General features: G+C 66.3%; 25 protein-coding genes. 13 read left to right on the forward strand and 12 right to left on the reverse strand.

All coding sequences use genetic code 11. The annotated features are described in order from the left end of the window. Positions 1-6: 6 nt before the first annotated feature. Positions 7-444 (reverse strand): thermonuclease family protein, encoded by a 438-nt coding sequence (locus ASE39_RS20700; RefSeq protein WP_057272375.1) that lies wholly within the window; start codon positions 442-444, stop codon positions 7-9. A 409-nt stretch (positions 445-853) separates the two neighbouring features. Between ASE39_RS20700 and ASE39_RS20705 the strand changes: the two genes are divergently transcribed. Beyond that, on the forward strand, positions 854-1,432 hold the full coding sequence (locus ASE39_RS20705; RefSeq protein ID WP_057272527.1) for a DUF2242 domain-containing protein: 579 nt from the start codon (positions 854-856) through the stop codon (positions 1,430-1,432). Positions 1,433-1,462: 30 nt separating this feature from the next. Here the strand turns inward: ASE39_RS20705 and ASE39_RS20710 are convergent, their stop codons facing one another. Then, positions 1,463-2,011, reverse strand: coding sequence for an alpha/beta hydrolase (locus tag ASE39_RS20710; protein WP_057223081.1), 549 nt, complete (start codon positions 2,009-2,011; stop codon positions 1,463-1,465). Positions 2,012-2,150: 139 nt separating this feature from the next. On the opposite strand from ASE39_RS20710, the gene ASE39_RS20715 reads away from it, so the two are divergent. After that, on the forward strand, positions 2,151-2,588 hold the full coding sequence (locus tag ASE39_RS20715; protein ID WP_010460322.1) for an Lrp/AsnC family transcriptional regulator: 438 nt from the start codon (positions 2,151-2,153) through the stop codon (positions 2,586-2,588). Between the two features lie 82 nt (positions 2,589-2,670). On the opposite strand, the gene ASE39_RS20720 is transcribed toward ASE39_RS20715, so the two are convergent. Next, the gene (locus tag ASE39_RS20720) at positions 2,671-3,258 is read right to left on the reverse strand and encodes a dihydrofolate reductase family protein (protein WP_057272376.1); all 588 of its coding nucleotides are present in this window, start codon (positions 3,256-3,258) and stop codon (positions 2,671-2,673) included. A gap of 132 nt (positions 3,259-3,390) precedes the next feature. Further along, positions 3,391-4,029 carry a TetR/AcrR family transcriptional regulator gene (locus ASE39_RS20725; RefSeq protein ID WP_082615533.1) on the reverse strand — a complete coding sequence of 213 codons (639 nt, stop codon included), beginning with the start codon at positions 4,027-4,029 and terminating at the stop codon, positions 3,391-3,393. A gap of 92 nt (positions 4,030-4,121) precedes the next feature. Here ASE39_RS20725 and ASE39_RS20730 point away from each other — a divergent pair, with 92 nt between their 5' ends. Further along, positions 4,122-5,147: a saccharopine dehydrogenase NADP-binding domain-containing protein gene (locus tag ASE39_RS20730; RefSeq protein WP_199864312.1), complete on the forward strand. Its 1,026-nt coding sequence runs from the start codon at positions 4,122-4,124 to the stop codon at positions 5,145-5,147. Between the two features lie 233 nt (positions 5,148-5,380). On the opposite strand, the gene ASE39_RS20735 is transcribed toward ASE39_RS20730, so the two are convergent. Further along, entirely contained in the window at positions 5,381-6,271 is an 891-nt protein-coding gene (locus ASE39_RS20735; protein WP_057272378.1) for a LysR family transcriptional regulator, read from the reverse strand. A 126-nt stretch (positions 6,272-6,397) separates the two neighbouring features. Here ASE39_RS20735 and gstA point away from each other — a divergent pair, with 126 nt between their 5' ends. After that, positions 6,398-7,006 (forward strand): glutathione transferase GstA, encoded by a 609-nt coding sequence (gene gstA, locus ASE39_RS20740; protein ID WP_057272379.1) that lies wholly within the window; start codon positions 6,398-6,400, stop codon positions 7,004-7,006. Between the two features lie 17 nt (positions 7,007-7,023). Beyond that, positions 7,024-7,716 carry a glutathione S-transferase family protein gene (locus tag ASE39_RS20745; RefSeq protein ID WP_242421520.1) on the forward strand — a complete coding sequence of 231 codons (693 nt, stop codon included), beginning with the start codon at positions 7,024-7,026 and terminating at the stop codon, positions 7,714-7,716. 10 nt (positions 7,717-7,726) lie between these two features. Here the strand turns inward: ASE39_RS20745 and ASE39_RS20750 are convergent, their stop codons facing one another. Together ASE39_RS20750 and ASE39_RS20755 are read right to left on the reverse strand one after the other, a co-directional pair. Further along, positions 7,727-8,263: a pseudouridine synthase gene (locus ASE39_RS20750; RefSeq protein ID WP_082615534.1), complete on the reverse strand. Its 537-nt coding sequence runs from the start codon at positions 8,261-8,263 to the stop codon at positions 7,727-7,729. Positions 8,264-8,338: 75 nt separating this feature from the next. Beyond that, complete coding sequence (locus tag ASE39_RS20755) at positions 8,339-9,265, reverse strand: M23 family metallopeptidase (RefSeq protein ID WP_057272382.1); 927 nt, start codon at positions 9,263-9,265, stop codon at positions 8,339-8,341. Positions 9,266-9,414: 149 nt separating this feature from the next. On the opposite strand from ASE39_RS20755, the gene ASE39_RS20760 reads away from it, so the two are divergent. Further along, entirely contained in the window at positions 9,415-10,713 is a 1,299-nt protein-coding gene (locus ASE39_RS20760) for a phospholipase D-like domain-containing protein (protein ID WP_199864313.1), read from the forward strand. Positions 10,714-10,822: 109 nt separating this feature from the next. Here ASE39_RS20760 and ASE39_RS20765 read toward each other — a convergent pair whose 3' ends face one another. The 3 genes from ASE39_RS20765 to ASE39_RS20775 form a co-directional block, all read right to left on the reverse strand. After that, complete coding sequence (locus tag ASE39_RS20765) at positions 10,823-11,539, reverse strand: nucleotidyl transferase AbiEii/AbiGii toxin family protein (RefSeq protein ID WP_057272530.1); 717 nt, start codon at positions 11,537-11,539, stop codon at positions 10,823-10,825. Next, positions 11,532-12,038: a helix-turn-helix transcriptional regulator gene (locus ASE39_RS20770; protein ID WP_057223090.1), complete on the reverse strand. Its 507-nt coding sequence runs from the start codon at positions 12,036-12,038 to the stop codon at positions 11,532-11,534. The genes ASE39_RS20765 and ASE39_RS20770 overlap by 8 nt, the downstream gene beginning before the upstream one ends. Positions 12,039-12,203: 165 nt before the next feature. After that, the gene (locus ASE39_RS20775) at positions 12,204-12,452 is read right to left on the reverse strand and encodes a hypothetical protein (RefSeq protein ID WP_010460340.1); all 249 of its coding nucleotides are present in this window, start codon (positions 12,450-12,452) and stop codon (positions 12,204-12,206) included. 158 nt (positions 12,453-12,610) lie between these two features. Here ASE39_RS20775 and ASE39_RS20780 point away from each other — a divergent pair, with 158 nt between their 5' ends. The 4 genes from ASE39_RS20780 (at position 12,611) to ASE39_RS20795 (ending at position 17,304) form a co-directional block, all read left to right on the forward strand. Beyond that, positions 12,611-13,573, forward strand: coding sequence for a MoxR family ATPase (locus tag ASE39_RS20780; RefSeq protein ID WP_199864314.1), 963 nt, complete (start codon positions 12,611-12,613; stop codon positions 13,571-13,573). An 8-nt stretch (positions 13,574-13,581) separates the two neighbouring features. Then, entirely contained in the window at positions 13,582-14,754 is a 1,173-nt protein-coding gene (locus ASE39_RS20785) for a DUF58 domain-containing protein (protein ID WP_057272383.1), read from the forward strand. Continuing rightward, the gene (locus tag ASE39_RS20790) at positions 14,751-16,244 is read left to right on the forward strand and encodes a transglutaminaseTgpA domain-containing protein (RefSeq protein ID WP_057272384.1); all 1,494 of its coding nucleotides are present in this window, start codon (positions 14,751-14,753) and stop codon (positions 16,242-16,244) included. The genes ASE39_RS20785 and ASE39_RS20790 overlap by 4 nt, the downstream gene beginning before the upstream one ends. A 283-nt stretch (positions 16,245-16,527) precedes the next feature. Next, entirely contained in the window at positions 16,528-17,304 is a 777-nt protein-coding gene (locus ASE39_RS20795; protein WP_057272385.1) for a transporter substrate-binding domain-containing protein, read from the forward strand. 137 nt (positions 17,305-17,441) lie between these two features. Here ASE39_RS20795 and ASE39_RS20800 read toward each other — a convergent pair whose 3' ends face one another. Next, positions 17,442-17,903, reverse strand: a complete 462-nt coding sequence (locus tag ASE39_RS20800) for an SRPBCC family protein (protein WP_010460346.1) — start codon at positions 17,901-17,903, stop codon at positions 17,442-17,444. A gap of 144 nt (positions 17,904-18,047) precedes the next feature. Next, complete coding sequence (locus ASE39_RS20805) at positions 18,048-18,365, reverse strand: DUF2322 family protein (RefSeq protein ID WP_057272386.1); 318 nt, start codon at positions 18,363-18,365, stop codon at positions 18,048-18,050. Positions 18,366-18,575: 210 nt separating this feature from the next. Here ASE39_RS20805 and ASE39_RS20810 point away from each other — a divergent pair, with 210 nt between their 5' ends. From ASE39_RS20810 to ASE39_RS20820, 3 genes are all read left to right on the forward strand, one after another. After that, positions 18,576-18,899 carry a metalloregulator ArsR/SmtB family transcription factor gene (locus ASE39_RS20810; protein ID WP_057272387.1) on the forward strand — a complete coding sequence of 108 codons (324 nt, stop codon included), beginning with the start codon at positions 18,576-18,578 and terminating at the stop codon, positions 18,897-18,899. A 96-nt stretch (positions 18,900-18,995) separates the two neighbouring features. Next, the gene (locus ASE39_RS20815; protein WP_057272388.1) at positions 18,996-19,460 is read left to right on the forward strand and encodes an SRPBCC domain-containing protein; all 465 of its coding nucleotides are present in this window, start codon (positions 18,996-18,998) and stop codon (positions 19,458-19,460) included. A gap of 57 nt (positions 19,461-19,517) precedes the next feature. Then, on the forward strand, positions 19,518-20,144 hold the full coding sequence (locus ASE39_RS20820; protein WP_057223106.1) for a flavodoxin family protein: 627 nt from the start codon (positions 19,518-19,520) through the stop codon (positions 20,142-20,144). Positions 20,145-20,153 lie beyond the last annotated feature (9 nt).

A 20,153-nucleotide genomic window follows, 5' to 3' on the forward strand; every position in this document is an offset into this window, starting at 1 on the left:
CTGTCGTCAACGCTGGCTGTGCCGGTGCCGATAGTCCCACGGGGCCAGTGGGCGCCGCTGCGACCACAGGCCCGTGCCGCCGCTGCGCGCCTGCCGCTGCAGCGGTGCCAGGTGCGGATGCGCGGCTGCATAGGGCGTGTACACCCAGGCCAGGCCCGCGCGCACCTGGGCCGTGGCCACATCGGCGCCACCGCAGCGCACATTGGCCACTGTGCGGCCATAGCTGTCTTCGTCCACCGGTTGCAGCGCGGCGCGCTGCCTGAAGCACAGGCGTGCCAGGTTCTGCCGCGACTTCTGACCGAACGCCTGGCGCGACTCGGGCGCGTCGATGGCGGCGATGCGCACCTTGACCTGGTGGTAGGCGCCGGGCGCGCCGCAGCGCGCCGTCAGAGTGTCGCCGTCGCTGATGGCGACGACCAGGCAAAACAATGAGGCAAGGGGCACGGCAGAAGAAGAGGAAAAAACGGGGGGAAGGACGGTGAAACGCTTGCAGAGCGGTCAGGGGGCTGGATTTTGTATCAAATTGCCCCTTGTCGCTTTATTTGCAAGCGCTTATAGCTATCAATAGTGTAGCATTCAGCGCCAGCCATCCGCCCGGTGCTGCAAATTGATACCTTGAAGCACGGGGCGATAAAAAGCGGGGCGCACGGGGTACCTCAGGGGGCGATGGGCCGGGGCCGCCGGGCTTTCAGCCCTTTGGCCGGCAAGGGCGTTGGGCCGGGCCGGGCTCCAGCCTTTCTAGAATCTGTGGGAACCGGGCACGGCGCAGGCCGTCAGAGCCCCATGGCGCCCGGAAAGCCCCGCAGTGGCGATTTTCTGGATGATTTTGATGACCCCGAAGGAGTGCTCGCCCTTGCGTTTCCGTCTTTTCTCGACCCGTTTCACCTTCCGCTCCGGTGCTGCCGTGGGGGGGGTGGCCGTGGCCGCTGTGCTCGCGGGCTGTGTGGGAACCACGCCCAAGACATTCGGGGTGCAGGAGAGTTTTGGTTCGGTGGCTACCTACTCGCGACTGTTCGACGCTACACCCCAGCAGACCTGCGAGGCATCGCGCCGCGCACTGCTGAGCCAGGGCTACATCATCTCCACCCACCAGGCGGAGCTGGTGGAGGGCAAAAAGAGCTTCCAGCCCGAAGCCGAATCGCACCTGCAGATGGTGGTGCGCGTGGTGTGTGTGCCCGAGGCCACGGACGGCAAGGTCAGCCTGGGCTTTGTGACGGCGCTGCAGGACACCTACGCCCTGCGCAAGACCAACAACTCGGCCAGCGTGGGCGTGGGCGCCATCGGCTCGGTGTCGCTGCCTTTTTCGGCCAGCAGCGAATCGCTGGTCAAGGTGGGCAGCGAGACCATCTCCAAGGACACGTTCTACGAGAGCTTTTTTGACCTGGTCAAGCGCTACCTCGTGATGGACCAGGCGCAAACGATCGGCGGTTGAAGCTGAGGCTCTGGGCGGGGGTCTCAGGCGTCACTCACTGCGCCAGCGCGCCACCTGCGCCCACCCCTGCGGCCAGTCGCCCAGGCCGCTGTCGGCATTGAGGTGGCCCCGCGCGCCCAGCACCACGTGCTCGGCGTTCCAGGCGCTCGCGCACTGCGCCGAAAAGCCAGGGGTGGAATACGGGTCGCTGGTGCTGCTCATCAGCACCCGTTTTGGCAGGGTAGGCAGGGCGGGTAGCTTGGCAGGCAGTGGCGAAAAACCTTGGGCGTCGGCCGGGAAATTCGGCCCGTCAGGGTCCGGCACGGCCACCAGCAGCAGCGCATGCACGGGCCGTGGGTGGCGTGCGGCCCAGTGCACCGCCACCAGGCAGCCCAGGCTGTGGGCGACCAGGATGGGGGGCTGCGGCGATGTGGCAATGGCGTCGTCGAGTGTGCGCACCCAAGTGTCGCAGTCGGGGTGGTCCCAGTCTGCCTGCTCCACCCGCCCCACGCCCGCGTGCCGGGTTTGCCACAATGACTGCCAATGCTGGGGGCCCGAGTTGTAGATGCCCGGGATGAGCAAAACAGGTCGTGTCGTCATCAAACTTCCTTGTTGTCAAAGCAGATCCATCACTGCCCGCCAACGATAGGAAACCGCCGCTGATTCGGCCAGAGGATCTCATCGGAAATCGGTCCTCCAAACCTTGAACTCATCGCAAGAAAACAAAGGAAGCACCGCCGTGGAGCTGGACAAAAAAGACCGACAGATCCTCATGGCCCTGCAGCACGATGCGCGGCAAAGCCTGTCGGCGCTGGGTAAGCAGATCGGCCTGTCGCAGCCCGCGATGAGCGAACGCGTGAAGAAGCTCGAAGACGCGGGCGTGATTGCCGGCTATGCGGCCCGCATCAACCTGGCCGCCGTGGGCCTGGGCCTGCAGGCTGTGGTGCGGGTGCGCACCACGCACGAACACATCCCGCGCTATGTGCAGCTTTTCCAGTCCCTGCCTGAAGTGCTGGACGCCGTGCGCGTGACGGGTGAAGACTGCTTTGTGGTGCGCTGTGCCTTCGGCCAGCCCGCCGACCTGGAGCGCGTGGTGGATGCGCTGGCGGCGTTTGGCAGCGTCTCGACCTCCTTGGTGCTGTCGCACCCCGTGAACAAGGCGGTGCCGCTGGATTGAGCTGATTTTTGTATAAAAATAGCCGCTGACGCTTTATGGATAAGCGTAAGTAGCTATAAAAATAATAGCTTTAAGACTCCGGCTATGGGTTGCGTTGTGGGGCTGGCGGCACCTCGTACCTCAGTTCCGCAAAGAGGCCGCCCAGCGTTGTGACCGACTGCATGCGCAGCGCCGGTTGTGCGATCCGGCGCGGCAACAACGGCTTGCCCGCACCCAGCGTGACGGGTGCGATCTGCACGATCAGCTCGTCCAGCAGGCCCGCGTCGTAAAACTGCCCCACCAGGTCACCCCCACCCACGACCCACACATTGCGCCCCGCTGCAGCCTGCACCATGGCCTGGTGCACGGGCCGCACATCGCCACGCACAAAGCGCACATCCGCGCCTGCAATGCCGCGCAGCGTGCGTGCACTGAACACCCAGGTCGGCGGCGTGTAAGGCCAGGGCTGGCCCGCATCGATGGCATGTTTCAGCATCCATTCGTAGGTGTGCGATCCCATTGCCAGCGCACCCACGTCGCGGATGAAAGCGGGGTAGCTGGAGCCCTCGATCTCGCCAAATTGCAGCAGCCAGCCGAGGTCATGGTCGGGCGTGGCGAGGAAGCCATCGAGGCTGGCTGCGCCATAGAACTGGGTCTTGCCGGGGCGGGGGTGGTTGCCTTGTGGGGGCATGGTGGGGCTCCTCTCTGAGGGTGGGTAGGTGCGCGGTCCCGGTGCAGGTGCAGGTGCAGCGGGCACGGTGGGGCACGGTCACTGTAGAGAGGGGCTGCTGACAACGGCCTGGCAGCAGATGTCAGGCCGGGGTCAGCCCGGGCTACGGGCACCGGCCTGCAGGGCCAACACGGCCGCGACCAGCACGCCGGTGGCTTCTTCGGCGCTGAGCAGTCCGGCGCTCACGAATGCGCCGTTCACCACCACCGCGAGCTGGGCGGCGAGCTGCTCGGGGCGGGGTGCCTTCAACCGCACCGCGATGTCGTGCAGGCGGCCCCGCAGCGCCTGCATGTGCCGCTGGGCCACGTGCCGTGCGGGGTGGTCCTGCTCGGCAAATTCAGCGGCCACGTTGATCTGGGGGCAGCCCCGGTAGTTGGAGCGGGCCAGGCGCTCGCCAATCCAGCGCATGTGGGCCTCCAGCTCCCCGGCGGGGTCGTCGGCGAACTGGGCCGCCACGCTGTCCCACTGGTCCCAGAACTCGACGTCTTCCCGCTCCAGGAAGGCCACGATGAGGTCGTCCTTGGTGGGGAAGTAGCGGTACAGGCTGGTCTTGGCCACGGCGGCTTCCAGCACGACCAGATCCACGCCCACGGCGCGCACGCCGCGTTCATAGAACAGCCGGGACGCGGTGTCGAGGATGCGGCTGCGGACATCGGCGGCGGGCTCGGCCAAAGCGGCCGGGCCGCCGGTGGGGGAGAGGTCCCTGGTGGAACGTGAATTTGTGGTGCGCATGCTTGACATGATACAGACCTGTCTGTAATCTTCAAAAAACAGACAGGTCTGTATCGTTAATTTCAACCACCCGCCCAACGCAAAGGATGACCATGAACCCGCAACAACACCGCCCCATCGCCGTTTACGGCGCCACCGGCCACACCGGCCAATTTGTCGTGCAGGAAGCACAGCGCCGCGGGCTGCCCGTGGTGGCCGTGGGGCGCAGCGCCGCCCGGCTGGACGAGGTGTTTACCCCTGGCGTGACCCGGCGCATCGCCGATCTGGCCGACCCCACCAGCCTGGAACAGGCGTTTGCCGGCTGCGCCGTGGTCATAAACTGCGCGGGCCCCTTTCTCGACACGGCTGCCCCGGTGGCGCAGGCCGCGCTGCGGGCAGGCTGCCACTACATCGATGTGACGGCCGAGCAGGCGAGTGCGCAGGCCAGCCTGGCCGATTTCGATGCTCCGGCCCGCGCTGCGGGCAAGGTGGTGATTCCGGCCGCCGCCTTCTATGGCGGTCTGGCCGACCTGCTGGCCAGCGCGCTGGCCAGGGCCGGCACCATCGACGAGATCACTGTGGCGATAGGGCTGGACCGCTGGTGGCCCACCGCCGGCACGCGCAAGACAGGCGAGCGCAACACCATGCCGCGCCAGGTGGTGGCCCAAGGGCGCCTGGTGCCGCTGGTGCCTTCCGAGCACGTGCCGGACTGGGCGTTTGCCGCACCCCTGGGCAGCCAGGCCATGGTGGAGATTCCGTTCAGCGAGGTCATCACCATTGCCCACCACCTGCCGGTGGGCCACATCCGCTCGCTGCTCAACCGCTCGGCGCTGCAGGACATCCGCGACACCGGCACCCCGCCCCCCACCGCCACGGACGACAGCGGACGCTCTGCGCAGCGCTTCGAACTGATGGTGCAGCTGGTGCAGGGTGGCCAGACCCGCACCGCTGGCGTCCGCGGGCAGGACATCTACGCCGTGACAGCGCCCATCGTGGTCGAGGTGGCCGAGCGCCTGCTTGCCCCTGCGTACGCACACAGCGGCGCGCTGGCCGTGGCGCAGGCGGTAGACCCGGTGGATCTGTTGCGCTCATTGCACGGCACGGCGCTGGAGGTGTTTGGAGAGGCCTTGCCTGCTTGATCCAGGCCCTCAGAACCTGTTCAAGATCTCTTCGGGGTCGCGCAAGCGCCGCAACGCCGCAGACCGCCCGGCAAGGCACTTGCCCGAAGGGTTGGAGTGAAATCGGGCCGATGAACTCGGAGCTTTGGCGCCCCAGCTGCTTGCATGGGCATGAGCCCATGCGGCGCATCCAAGGCATCCACTCATCCCGATTGCACTCCAACGCGACCCCCGAAAAGAATTTGAACGGGTTCTCAGGGCAGCGCCACCGTGTCCGCCAGATGCCCATACACCGCCGCAATGCGCCGCAGGTGGCGCGACTCCGGGTGCGTGAGCAGCCACAGCTCGTTGTCGCACTCGGGCAGCGAGCCGGTGAGCGGACGCAGGTCGCTGCGGCCCTGGGCCAGGAAGGTGGGCAGCACGCCCACGCCCGCGCCCCGGGCCACCAGGTCCAGCACGGTGAGCAGGCTGTTCACCCGGTAGGTGGGCTGCACTTTGGGGTACTGCTTTTTGCGCCAGCGCACCGAGGGGTGGTCGGGCATGGAATCGTCGGGCGCGACCCAGGCTGCACGGCCGGCTTCCACCTCCGACATCGCCACCGCATTCGCCGTCGCCGTGTACAGGGCCGAGCGGATCATGCCCAGTTGCCGTCCCACCAGGTGCTGCGGCGGGCGTTTGGTGGCGCGCACGGCGATGTCGGTGTCGCGCCGCGTCAGGCTCACCAGTTCATTGCCCGCATGCAGTTCGTACACCAGGGCCGGGTGCCGGGGCTGCAGCACCTGCAGGGCGGGGGCGATGAGGCCCTGCAGGATGGTGTCGGTGGTGGAGATGCGCACCGTGCCCGAGACCTTCTCGGGCTGCGTCTGCGCGGCGGTGCGGGCGGCCTCCAGGGCAGCTTCCACACGCTCGGCCTGCTCGGCCAGGGCCTGGGCCAGCTCCGAGGCGCGGTAGCCCGCGCGCGAGCGCTCGAACAGCGGCTGCCCCAGCCCACGTTCGATGCGCTGGATGGCTCGGAACACCGTGGACGCATCCACGCCCAGCCGCTCCCCGGCCGCCGCCAACGTGCCGGTGCGCGCCATGGCCAGCAGCACCTCCAGCTCGGCAGCGCCCAGTTGGTATTGCGAAGGTGCAATGGATGATTTCATCGATGCGTATTTTGTTTGCGTCTATGCAATCATAAATTCTGCCTGTCGCCGCATACAAATAGGTACCGATGGGTGCCAAGGGGCGACACCTCCCACCTTCTTTTTTGCACAGAAAGACCTGCCCCCATGAAGCTCTACTACGCCCCCGGTGCCTGCTCGTTGGCCATCCACATCGCCCTGCGCGAGGTGGGTGTTCCCTTCGACCTGGTCAAGGTCGATTTGGCCCACCACACCACCGAGACCGGTGCCAGCTACCTCGACATTTCGCCGCGTGGCTATGTGCCCCTGCTGGAGCTGGCCGACCAGTCGCGCCACACCGAAGGCGCGGCGCTGCTGCAGTACGTGGCCGACCTGGACCCGGCCCAGGCGCTGATCGGCAAGCACGGCTCGCGCGAGCGCCTGGCCGTGCTGGAATGGCTCACCTTCATCAGCACCGAGCTGCACAAGGGCTTCAGCCCCTGGCTGTGGCACAAGGAGACGGCCGACTCCACGCGCCAGGCCGCCAAGGCCAAGCTGGCCGCGCGTTTTGTGGAGATGGATGGCGTGCTTTCGCACAGCGACTTCCTGGCGGGCGCGTACAGCGTGGCCGATGCGTATGGCTTCACCATCGTCAACTGGTCCCACCTGCTGGGCATGCCGCTCACGGCCTACCCGCACCTGCAGGCCTGGATGGCGCGCGTGGCGGCCCGCCCGCAGGTGCAGGCCGCGCTGCGTGCCGAGGGGCTGGCATCGTGAGCGCAGAGGTGGCTGCTGTGCCAGCGCTCACACTCGTCTCGCATGCACTGTGCCCCTATGTGCAGCGCGTGGCCATCGTGCTGCATGAGAAGGGACTCCCGTTCGAGCGCCGCACCATTGACCTGGCGCGCAAACCCGACTGGTTCGTGGCCCTCTCGCCGCTGGGTAAGACGCCCGTGCTGCAGGTGCGCGGCCAGAGCCTGTTCGAGTCGGCGGTGATCTGCGAGTACCTGGACGAGGTCGCCATGCCCACACTGCACCCGCAGGACCCGCTGCAGCGCGCCCGCCACCGTGCGTGGATGGAATTTGGCTCCACGGTGCTCAACACCATCGGCGCTTTTTACGCTGCGCCGGATGAAGCCGCGCTGCGGGCCCGCGCGCAGGAGTTGCGTAGCCGCTTCGTGCAGCTTGAAGGTGCCTTGGGTGAATTCAGCGGGCCGGGGCCGTACTTTGCGGGGCCGGACTTCGGCATGGTGGACGTGGTGTTCGGCCCCGTGTTCCGGTACTTCGACGTCATCGACAGGTTGCCGGGCGTGGACGGCCTGGGGCTCTGGCAAGGCTTGCCGCGTGTGCTGCGCTGGCGCGCTGCGCTGGCCGCGCGCGCCTCGGTGCAGCAGGCCGTGGGCGCGGACTATGCCGAGGGGCTGTGTGCCTTCCTGCGTGCGCGTGGATCGGCACTGTCGCGCCGCATGGATGCGGTGGCTGCGTAGCTGCCTCGATTCAATCGGCCCAGGTTCCCGGCGCCAGCCCGTCGAGCGTGTAGGGCCCGATGGCGGCGCGGATGAGCCGCAGCGTGGGGTGGCCCACGGCGGCCGTCATGCGCCGCACCTGGCGGTTGCGGCCTTCGCGGATGATGAGTTCGATCCACGCGGTGGGGATGGCCTTGCGCTCGCGGATGGGCGGATTGCGCGGCCACACGGCAGGCGCGGGCTCCAGAAGGCGTGCGCGGGCGGGAAGGGTGGGGCCGTCGTTCAGCACCACGCCGCTGCGCAGCGCGGCCAGCGCGGTATCACTGGGGATGCCTTCCACCTGCACCCAGTAGGTTTTCTCCATCTTGAAGCGCGGGTCGGCAATGCGGGCCTGCAACGGGCCGTCGTTGGTGAGCAGCAGCAGCCCTTCGCTGTCGGCGTCCAGCCGCCCCGCTACATACACGCCGGGCAGGTCGATGTAGTCCTTCAGGCCCTGCCACTTGCCCTCGGCCGTGAACTGGCTCAGCACGCCATAGGGTTTGTTGAAGCGGATCAGGCGCGAGGTCATGCGGGGAGTTGTGTTTTGAATGAAATTGGCCGCTGGCGCTTGTCCATCAAGCGCAAGCAGCTATCAAAATGGTAGTTATGCGGGGATGAACAGCGCCGGGTCCACCATGGTGCGGTTCAGCATCACGCCCCAGTGCAGGTGCGGGCCGGTCACGCGGCCGGTGGCGCCCACCTTGCAGAACGCGTCGCCCGCTTTCACCACGTCGCCCACGCGCACGTCCTTGCTGCTGAGGTGGGCGTACACGGTGAGTAGGCCCCGGCCGTGGTCGAGCCACACCGTGCCGCCGCTGAAAAAGTAGTCGCCCACGTCGATCACCCGGCCCGCCAGCGGGGCCACGATGGGCGTGCCCGTGGGCGCGGCGATGTCCATGCCGCTGTGCGGGTTGCGCGGCTGGCCGTTGAACACGCGCCGCAGCCCGAACGAGCTGGAGCGCCGCCCTGGTACCGGCACGCGCATGCGCAGTGATGGCTGCGCCTGGCCCGCAGGCTGCTCGGTGAAGGTGGCCATCACCCCGGCCTGGTGCTCGCGCTCGCGCTCGTAGCGTGCCTGGTCCTCGGGCGAGAGGTCCACCGTGCGCGGCGACACCTGCAGGTGCTGCTCCTTGTACTGCTTGTGTGCCACGGTGTAGTGCACCAGGCGCGGGCTGCCGCCGCCTTCGGCCAGCACGGTGATGAACGCATCGCCGGGCGTAGCGGCCAGCGGGATGCCCACGATGGCCGTCCATTCGATGGCATCGCCCACCACCCGCAGCGGCACATCCACATCACCCTGGCGCACCTGCGCCACCGGCCGCGTGGCCGCGGGCCCGAGCGACAGCCGTGCCACGCCTCCCGGCACCTGCAGCGCCTGGGGCCACACCGTGGGCGCGGGTGGCAAGGGCTTGGCGTGCAGCAGTCCCAGCATGGCGGGCTGCGCCAGAAGGCCCGCCGCGCCCACCAGGACGCTGCGACGATTGATGGGGAGGGCGGGGTGGACGAAGGCAGGGCGGACAGATTCAGACACGGCAGGGCAGGGATAAAAAAGCGCAGTGGTGTGTGTTTGGGGAGACGGTGCGATGCGGCCGCTGTCGCGACCCGCACCAGCGATTGTGCCCCCGGTGTTGGCGGCGTCCGCCTACATTGCGCCGCCGGGCCGCCACCTACCATCGCGCCATGCCGAAAGCCGCCCACCGCCGCCGCCCTTCCACCCTGCTCACGGTTTTTCTCACGGCCCTGGCCACGGGCGCGCTGGTGTTGCTGGCGCTCAACTTCACGGCCGGCGAGAAGAAGGTGCAGCAACAACTGCCGCGCCTGTACAGCACCGCCCACCCGCAGTTCGAACGCGCGCTGGGCAGCCTGCTGGGCCCGGGCATCGTGGGCGGCAATGCGGTGACCGAGCTGCTCAACGGCGACCAGATCTTTCCGCCCATGCTGGCGGCCATCCAGGCGGCGCAAAAAAGCGTCACGTTCGAGACGTACATCTACTGGTCGGGCGACATCGGCAAGCAGTTTGCCGACGCCCTGAGCGAGCGCGCCCGCGCCGGCGTGCCGGTGCATGTGCTGCTCGACTGGGTGGGCAGCGCCAAGATGGAAGAGAGCTACCTGGCCGAGATGAAAGCGGCCGGGGTACAGATCGAAAAATTCCACAAACCGCACTGGTACAACCTGGCGCGCCTGAACAACCGCACGCACCGCAAGCTGCTGGTGGTGGATGGTCAGGTGGGCTTTACCGGCGGGGTCGGCATTGCGCCCGAGTGGACAGGCCACGCGCAAGACCCGGAGCACTGGCGCGACTCGCACTACCTGGTGCGCGGCCCCGCCGTGGCGCAGATGCAGGCCACGTTTCTGGACAACTGGCTCAAGGTCACCGGCAAGGTGCTGCATGGCGAGGCGTATTTTCCGGCCATCGCTGCGGCGGGCACACAAAAGGCGCAGATGTTCTCCAGCTCGCCGTCGAGCGGCAGCGAGAGCATGCAGCTCATGTACCACCTGGCGATCACGGCGGCCGAGCGCAGCCTGGATTTGTCGGTAGCGTATTTCGTGCCCGATGAACTGACCCACAAACTGCTCATGGACGCCCTGGCGCGCGGCGTGCGCGTACGCCTGGTGACCCCTGGCGGACACACCGACACCGAAACCGTAAAGGCCGCATCCCGTGCCACCTGGGGCGAGCTGCTGCAGGCCGGGGCCGAGATCTACGAATACGGGCCCACCATGTACCACTGCAAGGTCATGATCGTGGACCAGTTGCTGGTGTCGGTGGGCTCCACCAATTTTGACAACCGCTCGTTCCGCCTGAACGACGAGGCCAACCTGAACGTGTACGACGCTGCATTTGCACAGCGCCAGACTCAGGTGTTTGAAGACGACATCCGGCGGTCACGCCGCGTGACCTACGAGGCCTGGCAGGACCGCCCGCTGCGGGAGAAAGCGCACGAGAAACTGACGGGCTGGCTGCGCTCGCAGTTGTGATGAAAATTCGAAAAAATCGCTTCTTGGTGCTTATAGGTTGAACGCTATGTGCTATCAAAAATATAGTTATTGATGCGATCGCGCCAAGATATTGCACGAGACTTTCGACCTATTCCAGCGGCAGCAAACGCCGCAGCGCTCGCACCTTTTGCCACAGCACGGCCTTGGGCAACTGCATGGCCATTGCCTCCATGCAGCGCTCCAGCCATCCTGTGCGCTGCTGTATCCGGTCAATGGCCTTGCCCAGATCGCGCGCCACCGACGGGCCATAGGCTTCTTGCGCCTTGGCCAAGGCCGCACGCAGTGTGGGCAGGGGCAAACCCATCATGGCCAGGTCAATCACATCGCGGCTGAACACGCCGTCATCGGCCTGACGGTCTGAATTGGCCAACAGTTTGGATGCAGCCAAGTCCAGCCGGGTGAGGGTGCTTACGCCGCAAATCGCGTCTTGAGCACCGGGCGCATCGAGCGCAATGCGGGCCTCTCGCACGATCTCGAACTTGATGGCCATTCCATCCATCTGCACCTGCGTCCGGATGCCGTACTGGTCAGCACGAATCTCGCGCAGTGCCACCAGAGGTTGCGCCTGCGCCTGGGCGTGGGTGATGGTGGCGAGCCCGCTGGGATGGGTCAGCAGTTGCCGAAGCTCCCGGTAGCCCAACGCATCCGACACGAGGAAGTCGATATCCACCGATTCGCGGTACTCCCCGTACTGCAGCGCGATGCACGTGCCTCCGCCAAAAAGGCAGCTATGTTGGCGCAGCACGGTGCCGTCCAGCGCAGCCAGCACATGGGCAATGCGCTGGTGGTGCGGCCGCTCAAACATGGCCAGGGCTGCTTCCAGGCCGGTGCGCAAAAGCCAGGCGCAGTGCTTGCAGCAAGGCTTGTTCTTCGGCAGACATGGCGGACAGATCCAGGTGGCGCGCGTTGCGTTCGTAAATGTCCAGCGCTTCGGCGGGCGACAAGGCATCCGTGCCATGCACCTGCCAAGCCAGCGCACGCAATTGGGGGTAGTCGGTGAGCACCACCCGCGCTGGAATCCAGCCCGAGCGGTCCTGCGCCTGCGCGCCGCGCGCCAGGTCGTCGGATGCGGTGTGCGCCTGCACCGCCATGCCCAGTGCGGCCATCGCGTTGCACCACGCACCCATGGTCACCGAAGGCTCGCCTTTTTCAATGCGGTGCAGCGTGACGCGCGATATGCCCGCAGCCTCTGCCGTCACCGTGGCGCTCAGTCCCAACGACTTGCGACGGACACGAATCTGCTCGCCCAGCGCCACCATCTGGGCAGTACTTTGGGTGGTGGATAGAGGGGCTGTAGAGGGCATTTGATGCTCATTATTTGCAAAATTGCCTATTTGTCAAATATGAGAATCACTTTTAATGTCTTGCAAGATTAAGCGACGCGAACTTCAAGGCGTGGCGTCTGCACATGCCACGCGGGGTGGGGGCCACCGTCCAGTGAGACCTGGCCGTCAGGGCCTGGGCACGGCTCAGTGCGTCACAAACTCGTACGTCACCGCCTCGCTGTCCACCATGTCGAGGATGTCGTCCAGCACGTCCTCGTCTTCGGTGCTGGCCCACAGGTCTTCGGGGTCGGCGGCAAACAGCGGTTCGATGGCGATGTCCATGTACTTGCCATCGGGCAGCTTGATGACGGGCGTGCCTTCGGAGGTGTCGGCCAGCTCCCAGTCGTCGGGCACGGTCATTTCAAGTTGGATGGTGACGTTGAGTTTTTTCATGGGAATCCTTGTTGCTAACCGGGCAGGGTAACCTGATTCGTTCAGCTGTGCGGGCTCCGGCGCCGACCGGGCGCGGATATGTCCCTGCTCATCATGTGTCTTGGTTCCACCACACCCGCTCCCTTAGAATTTTTGGCATATCAAGAGGGGGAAGTCCGTTGGATCTGGCACAAACAGTCACAGACGCTGCGCAGCAATGCGCGCGCACGGCACAAGCCATTGTTCAGAACGTTGAAAAAGTTCTGGAAGGCAAGCATCAACAGGTCGAATTGGCGCTCGCAGCCGTCGTGGCTGGCGGGCACCTGCTGATTGAGGACGTGCCAGGTCTGGGCAAGACCATGCTGGCGCGCGCGCTGGCGGTGTCGGTGGGACTGTCGTTCAAACGCATTCAGTTCACCGCCGACCTGATGCCTTCAGATATTGTGGGCGGGCCGGTCTACAACCCCAAGGACGGCAGCTTCACGCTGCGCCCCGGCCCCGTCTTTGCCAACATCGTGCTGGCCGACGAGATCAATCGCGCAAACCCGCGCGCCCAGTCCGCCCTGCTCGAATGCATGGAGGAAGGGCAGATCACGCTGGACGGACAGACCCTGCCGCTGCCAACGCCGTTCGCCGTGCTGGCCACGCAAAACCCCATCGATATGGCGGGCACTTACCCGCTGCCAGAGGCACAGCTCGACCGCTTCCTCATCCGCCTTTCGCTGGGTTACCCCGACGCAGATACCGAAGCGGGCCTGATCCAGAGCCAGCAGTTCTCGCACCCCATCAGCCGGCTGCAGCCGGTGTGCCGGGCCGGCGAGTTCGAGCGGCTGGTGGCAGGGGCGCACCAGGTGTCCATCACCCCTGAGGTGGCGCAGTTCATCGCAGCCATCGTGCGGGCCACGCGCAAGCACCCCGACATCCGCTTCGGCGCCAGCCCGCGCGGCACGCTGGGCTTGGCGCGCATGGCGCGCGCGCTCAGCTGCATCCGCGGACGCTCTTATGTGGACCCGGCCGTGGTGCGCGAAGTGGCCACGCCGGTGCTGGCACATCGCATCATCGTGCAAGGGCAGGGAGCTCAGGCTAAGGACCCCCACGACATCATCCAGGCCATCCTGATGTCACAGCGCACGCCCCAGTAGTAGCGCCCATGGAGCGACTGCTGACTCGATCACGCGTACTGCTCGCGTTCTGTTGCACGCTGCTGCTGGCGGCGCTCAACCGCCGAGACCCCATGGTCTACGGCATGTTCCTGTTCCTCGCGACCGTGACCGTGATGGGCTTCGTGCTGCCCTGGCTTTCGCTGCGCGGCATGACCGTGCGGCTGCGGGCCGATGGTGTGAGTGGGGAAGTGATTGAAGGCGCTGGGTGCGACATTGGCATTGTGGTGGAGCGCAGCGTGCGCTGGCCCGCCTTCATGGTGGACGTGGAGACCGAATGGGAGTGGGCCGGGCGTCACCTGACACTGCGCCAGACGATTCCCGTCGTTCGCGCAGGCAAGGCCGTTGAACTGGGCCGGCAAGTGCGGTTTGAATGCCGGGGTCACTACCGGCTGGTGGCTGTGCGTCTGGCCAGCGGCTTCCCGCTGGGCCTGGTGCAGGCCCGGCATGCCATGCAGCACACCGGTATTGCAGTGCATGTGCTGCCCAAGCCACAGGCGATGTATTGGCCCCTGCCCTGGAATGTATCGCCTGACCCTTTGGGCACGCTCGCCACACGCCACTCAGGCCAATCGTTCGAGCTGGGCCTGCTGCGCGAGTACCAGCAGGGCGATTCAGTAGGCCGGGTGAGCTGGCGCGCTTCAGCCCGGGTGGGTGAGCTGGTGATCCAGCACTTCCAGCAATTGGGAACCGTGGTCCTGCGGGTGGTTGTGCATGCGCCTGTGGCGCCAGCTTTGGGCAACCCCGCCAGCGCGGGTGAGCAGGCCATCCGCCTGGCGGCGGGAGTGTTCGATGCAGCCCATGGACACGGTGCACAGGCATTTCTGTATTTGGCGGGTGATGGCGAGCCTGTGCAGGGCGCTGCCCTGGTGCGCACAGCCCTTGCTGCGGCGCTGCCAGCAAGTGCGGCCCAGTTGTGCGAGGCCTGCATGCGCGTGGCTGCGGTTGCAAGGGTGGGAGATCAGATCGCGCTGGTCGTGCCGGGCGACATGGTGCAGGCCGACCTGGCAGCAGCGCTGGCCGGGTTGAAGGGCCTTGCCTGCGCAGTGGTGGTATGCATCGCCCTGGGGCGTGTTGTTGGTCCGGCGCAATTGGCTGCTGCCCAGGGCTTGCAGGCCGTGGCTGAGCGGGCCGGTGCCGTCAGCTTGATGGAGACACCATGAGGTTTGGAGGCACACCCGGCAATGCGTCTACCCGGGCCTTCGCCAGCGCGCGGCCCACACCCACCAGGGGCAGCACCCGCGGGGCGGACAAAGAACCGTCGGCCCCGCTGCAGAGCCGGGGCGCCATCGTGTTCGCAGGGCTGAGCTATCTGTTCACGGCCTTTGCGTTCTCTTACCTGGACCGGAGCTATCGGGCCTTCGGTTTCGCTTGCGCGCTGTGGCTGGTGTGGGCGGTACTGGGCTTTGGGGCAGGGGTGCTCAACCAGCGCGGCCCCGAGGGCGCTGGCCGCAGGCAGTGGCAGGTGCTGGGTCTGTTGGGCTTTGTGCTGGCGGTGTTCCCAGGCATCCTTCTCTTCTCCTTCCCGCGCTGGGTGTGCATGGTGCTGCTGGTCGTGATGGGCGCGCGGGCCGCCCAGTTGCGCACGCGACGCGACCTGTACCTGACGATGACCGTGGTCTTCGCGGTGTGTTTTCTGACCACCACGCACTACGCTGCCGACTGGAGCCTGTGGTTTTACCTGGGGCCAGCCTGGCTGTGTGGTGCGCTGACGCTCGCATGGTTGCATGCCGAAGGCGTGGACCTGTCGCGCTGGACCAAGCTGTCGATGACGGCAGGTTTCGTGGCGGTGTCCTTTGCCATTGCTACCACCCTGTTCCTCTTTGCACCCCGGCCGCCGGTGCTCGGCTTTGGCTTTCTGCCGGGTGGCGATACGCCGGGTTTGTTCGACCCGCCTTTCGGCAAGCAGAGCGACCCTGATGCGGACCAACGCGCCCGGGGGCAGGGCGGTCAAGGTGGTGCGGGTGGCAAGGGCTCGGGCTGGGGGGGGTCTCCGCGCCAGGGGCAGTCGCGGCTACAGCCCGGTACGCCCCCATCGCAGTGGGATCGCATGCTGGACTCCATGCGGGACGCTGGCAGAGACCCGTTCGCTCCGCAGTGGCAGCGCGGTGCCATCAATGGGGCGCTGGACGCGGCCCAGGCGCTGCGCAAGTGGTGGAAAGGCAGCGGCGGGCCAGGTGGCACGGCGGGGACTGGCGGGCAGGACGATACGTCCATGCAGCCGCCTCCACCGGGCAGCGGCGGGGCCAGCAGTCTGCTCGGTCTATTGCTATGGCTGGTCTTCGTGCTTCTGGCATGGCTGCTGTGGCGTCGGCGCCATCGATGGGGCGTGCGCCTGGCGCTGGCTGCGGCGTGGGGCTTGTCGCGGTGGTTTCCTGCACGGTCCATGCAGCTGTCTGCCCGTGCCATGACCTGGTGCTTGCGCGCCTACCGGCACCCGCCGCTGCGCGGGCAGTCCGTGCGCGAGCACTGGTCTTCTGCGAAAGGGCTTGCGCCGCTGGCCCACACCTGGCTGAGTCGGGCGCTGGAGAACTACTGCGCGATGCGCTTTGGCGGCCTGCCTGCGACGCAGGAACGGGCCCTGCGCCTGCGCGAGGACGTGCTGGGTGCCACCGAGGTCATGAGCGGCACCGTGCCCGAACTCAGCCGCTGAGGTCAGATAGTCCCCTGGTGTCGCTGCGCAGCGGGGTTGGGCCGCTGATGCTTGACCGTTTCTTCATTTACCACTCTGACCGCAGCCGCGCGCGGTTCAAGGCTGATGGCACTGTGCAGCACCATGGATACGGGTGCGGCTCGCCTTGAACTGGTTGACCTCATCCGGCCGACTCGCTGGGCACGCTGCGTGGTGAGAGGCTGCTGTATCCTTTTGTTGCGCACCGCTCACGCAGATGTTTGCAGTTGCACAGCCCATCCCTCTTCCTTCGGAGTCTCGCCCAATGATCGCCAAAAAAGTATTTGCCCTGGCCGCCGTGGCCGCCACCCTCGCTTTGAGCCAGGCCGCGCAAGCCGGCCCCCGGCTCGACAAGATCATGGAGGCCAAGGTCATCCGCGTGGGCACGCCCGGCGACTACCGCCCGTTTGCCATCAAGACCGACGCGGGCTACAGCGGCCACGACATCGACGTGATCGAGACCATGGCCAAAGAACTGGGCGTGAAGATCGAATACGTGCCCACCACCTGGCCCAACCTGGTGAAGGACCTGCAGGGCGACAAGTTTGACGTGGCGGTGGGCGGCATCACCCGCAACGTCAACCGCATGCGCATCTTTGACATGCTGCCCGGCTACGCTCCCTTTGGCAAAGTGGCCCTGGTGCGCGTGGCCGACAAGGCCAAATACACCAGCGTGGACGCCATGAACCAGCCCACCGTGCGCGTCATCAAGAACCCCGGCGGCACCAACGAAACCTATGTGCTGGCCAACCTGAAAACCGCCCAGGTCAGCACGCACGACAAGAACGCCGAGATCCCCGCGCTGATCGCCGAAGGCAAGGGCGACGTGATGATCACCGAGACGTATGAAGCCCTGCACTACGCCAAGGCCGACCCGCGCCTGTACGCCGCGTTCGTCGATGCGCCGCTGACCCCGAAGAATTACCTGGGTTTCATGCTGCCCACCGACGACGCCGACTATGTGCGGGTGATGGGCTTTGTGTGGGGCCTGGTGGACAGCCGGGGCACCATCAAGCAAGCCGCTGACAAGTGGTTGAAGTAAGCGGTTGACGAGGGCGTGGCGGCGGGCGGGGCCCCGACGCGCCACTGAAACAGAAGGCGGGCGGCGCAATGCAATACCTGTGGTGGTGCCCGCCCGCCTTGCCGTTGGGCAGCGCTCGCTACCTGGCGTGAGACGGCTTATTCCCCAGGAATCTCTGGCTCCACCAGCAGTGCCAGCAACTGCAGTGACTCCTGCCAGCCCAGGTAGCACATCTCGGTGGGAATCACCGCTGGAATGCCCGCTTGCACGATGGACACCTCGGTGCCCACGATCACCTTTTTCAGCTGGATGGTGGTGCGCATCTCGCCCGGCAGGTTGGGGTCGTCAAACCGGTCGGTGTGCACGATGCGCTCGCCGGGCACCAGTTCCACATATTCGCCGCCAAACGCGTGCGTGCCGCCGCTGCTCAGGTTGGTGAACTGCATGCGGTAAGTGCCGCCGACGCGCGCATCCAGGCTCAGCACGCGGCCGGTAAAACCGTGCGGTGGCAACCATTTGCACATGGCGTCGGCGTCCAGAAAGGCGCGGTAGATGCGCTCGGCCGGGGCGCGCAGCACGCGATGCAGGGTCACTGTGCCGGTGGTGGTGTGGGTGGTCATGCGAGGTCTCCTTGGGGGGAAATCAGGGGGGGTGAAAGCGTGAACCGCCAAACGATATCGCTCATTCAACGTGTTCACACCCCTACGACGAACGGGCCCGCGCATTTTCGACAGCCTGCCGCTGGCACAGCGGATTTTTTTGTCTCAGGCTGAAACCGTGTGGACCCCGAAGCTCTCGCTGCCCCGTGCCCAGGCCAGCAGCCGGTCGATGTTGGGGTGCTTGCCTGGGAACGCCTGCGCATCGGCCACGTGCTCGGCATACCACTCCAGTCCCAGGGTGGCGGCCGCAGGCGTGATGCGGCCGCCATACAACGCCGCCAGCGCGGCGTACACCACCAGCGAGCCCGTCTGGCCGGGCTTGTTCTCGATGGTGGCCAGCACCTGATCGCCCGCGCCCAGCAGGTGCAGTGCGGCGAGGTGGCTGGCGGTGGGGAGTTGCTTGAGGCGGTCTGCGAAATTCATGGGCAAGGACAAAGGGTGGGTGCCACGGGCGGATTCCCCGGCCCGCAGCGGATGGATGGGTCGTGTGGGCCTGCATTGTCGTGCCGCCCCGGTGCGTCGCACAAACCATGGAGTGTTCCGCGCAGCGCGCCTGCATCTTTTTGTGGAGGGTTGACCAATTCATAGCCATTTGGTTATCATTCTTCATCCATAACCAATGAGTTATATCCTGTGAAATCCCCTGAAGACCTGACCTTCGCGGCGTTGTCGGACCCCACGCGCCGCTCCATCTTCCAGCAGCTGTCCCGGGAGGGGCAGCAGACCGTGAATGTGCTGACGGGGCATTCCCACATTTCGCAACCTGCGGTGTCCAAGCACCTGGCCGTGCTCAAACGCGCGGGGCTGGTGGAAGACCGTCGAGCGGGGCGCGAGACCTACTACCAGGTGCGGCGCGAAGGATTGGCGCCCCTGGTGGACTGGATGAGCGTCTATGCCGGCTTCTGGAACCAGCGCCTGGATGACCTTGAGAACCTGCTCGGACGCATGGACCAATGACTGCGCAACTCCACGCCACCGAAAACACCATGCAGAACCGCCACCACCCTTCCAGCCCTGCGCCTGCCGTCGCGTTCACCTTGCAGGCGGTGCGCCATGGCTGACGCAACCCTATCCCACGCCACCGCCCACGCTGCGCCAGGCACCCGGTCCCTGGTGTTCGAGCGGCAGATACCCCACCCGCGCGAGAAGGTCTGGCGCGCGCTCACGCAGTCCTGGCTGATGGAGGAATGGCTCATGCAGAACGACTTCGTGGCCGAGGTGGGGCACCGCTTCACGGTGCGCGCACAGCCGCTGCCCGGCTGGTCGGGCGTGACGCATTGCGAGGTGACCCTGGTGGAGGAGCCCAGCCAGCTTGCCTACCGCTGGGGCAACGGCACCGAGTCGGCCAACGGGCTTATCACCCACATCACCTGGACCTTGCAGGAGCACGGCGGCGGCACGCTGCTGCGCATGGAGCAGGCGGGCTTCCGGCCCAACGACGGCATCAGCTTCGAGCGCATGGGCGGCCTGTGGCCGCGCATTCTGGAGCGCCTGGAGCAGGTGGTGCACGGCCACTAAAGCCCACCCAACATCCCCATCCCCTCACCCACAGTTTCTCAACCTATGAGCTCAAGCATGAACATGACCACGCCCACTCCCCAAACCACCCGCACCCACGGTGTGCGCATCGCCATCGTCTTTCACAGCGGCTACGGCCACACGGCGCGGCAGGCCCAGGCCGTGAAAGAAGGCGTGGCTCAGGTCGAGGGCACCGAGCCCCTCCTGATGACGGTGGAGGAAGCGCCTTCACGATGGAATGACCTGGCATCTGCCGACGCCATCATCTTCGGCGCGCCCACCTATGTCGCCAGCGCCTCGGCGCAGTTCAAGGCCTTCCAGGAAGCGACGTCCAACGTGGTTATGGCCAAGGGCCTCGGCTGGAAGGACAAGATCGCCGCAGGCTTCACCAACTCTGGCTCGCGCTCGGGGGACAAGCTTTCCACCCTGATGCAGATGGCCCTGTTTGCCGCGCAGCACGGCATGCACTGGGTGAACCTGGCACTGCCCCCGGGCAACTGCTCGTCCGCTGGGTCGGAAGAAGACCTGAACCGCCTCGGCTTCTGGCTGGGCGCCGCGGCGCAGTCGAACACCGACCAGGGCGCCGATGTGGTGCCGCCGGAGGCAGACCTGGCCACGGCGCGGCACCTGGGGGAACGCGTGGCCCATACCACGCTGCAGTTTGTGCGGGGGCGTGTGCACTGAGGCTGGCGG

Source organism: Acidovorax sp. Root267, from assembly GCF_001429215.1.
In the GTDB taxonomy this organism is placed as follows: domain Bacteria; phylum Pseudomonadota; class Gammaproteobacteria; order Burkholderiales; family Burkholderiaceae_C; genus Acidovorax; species Acidovorax radicis.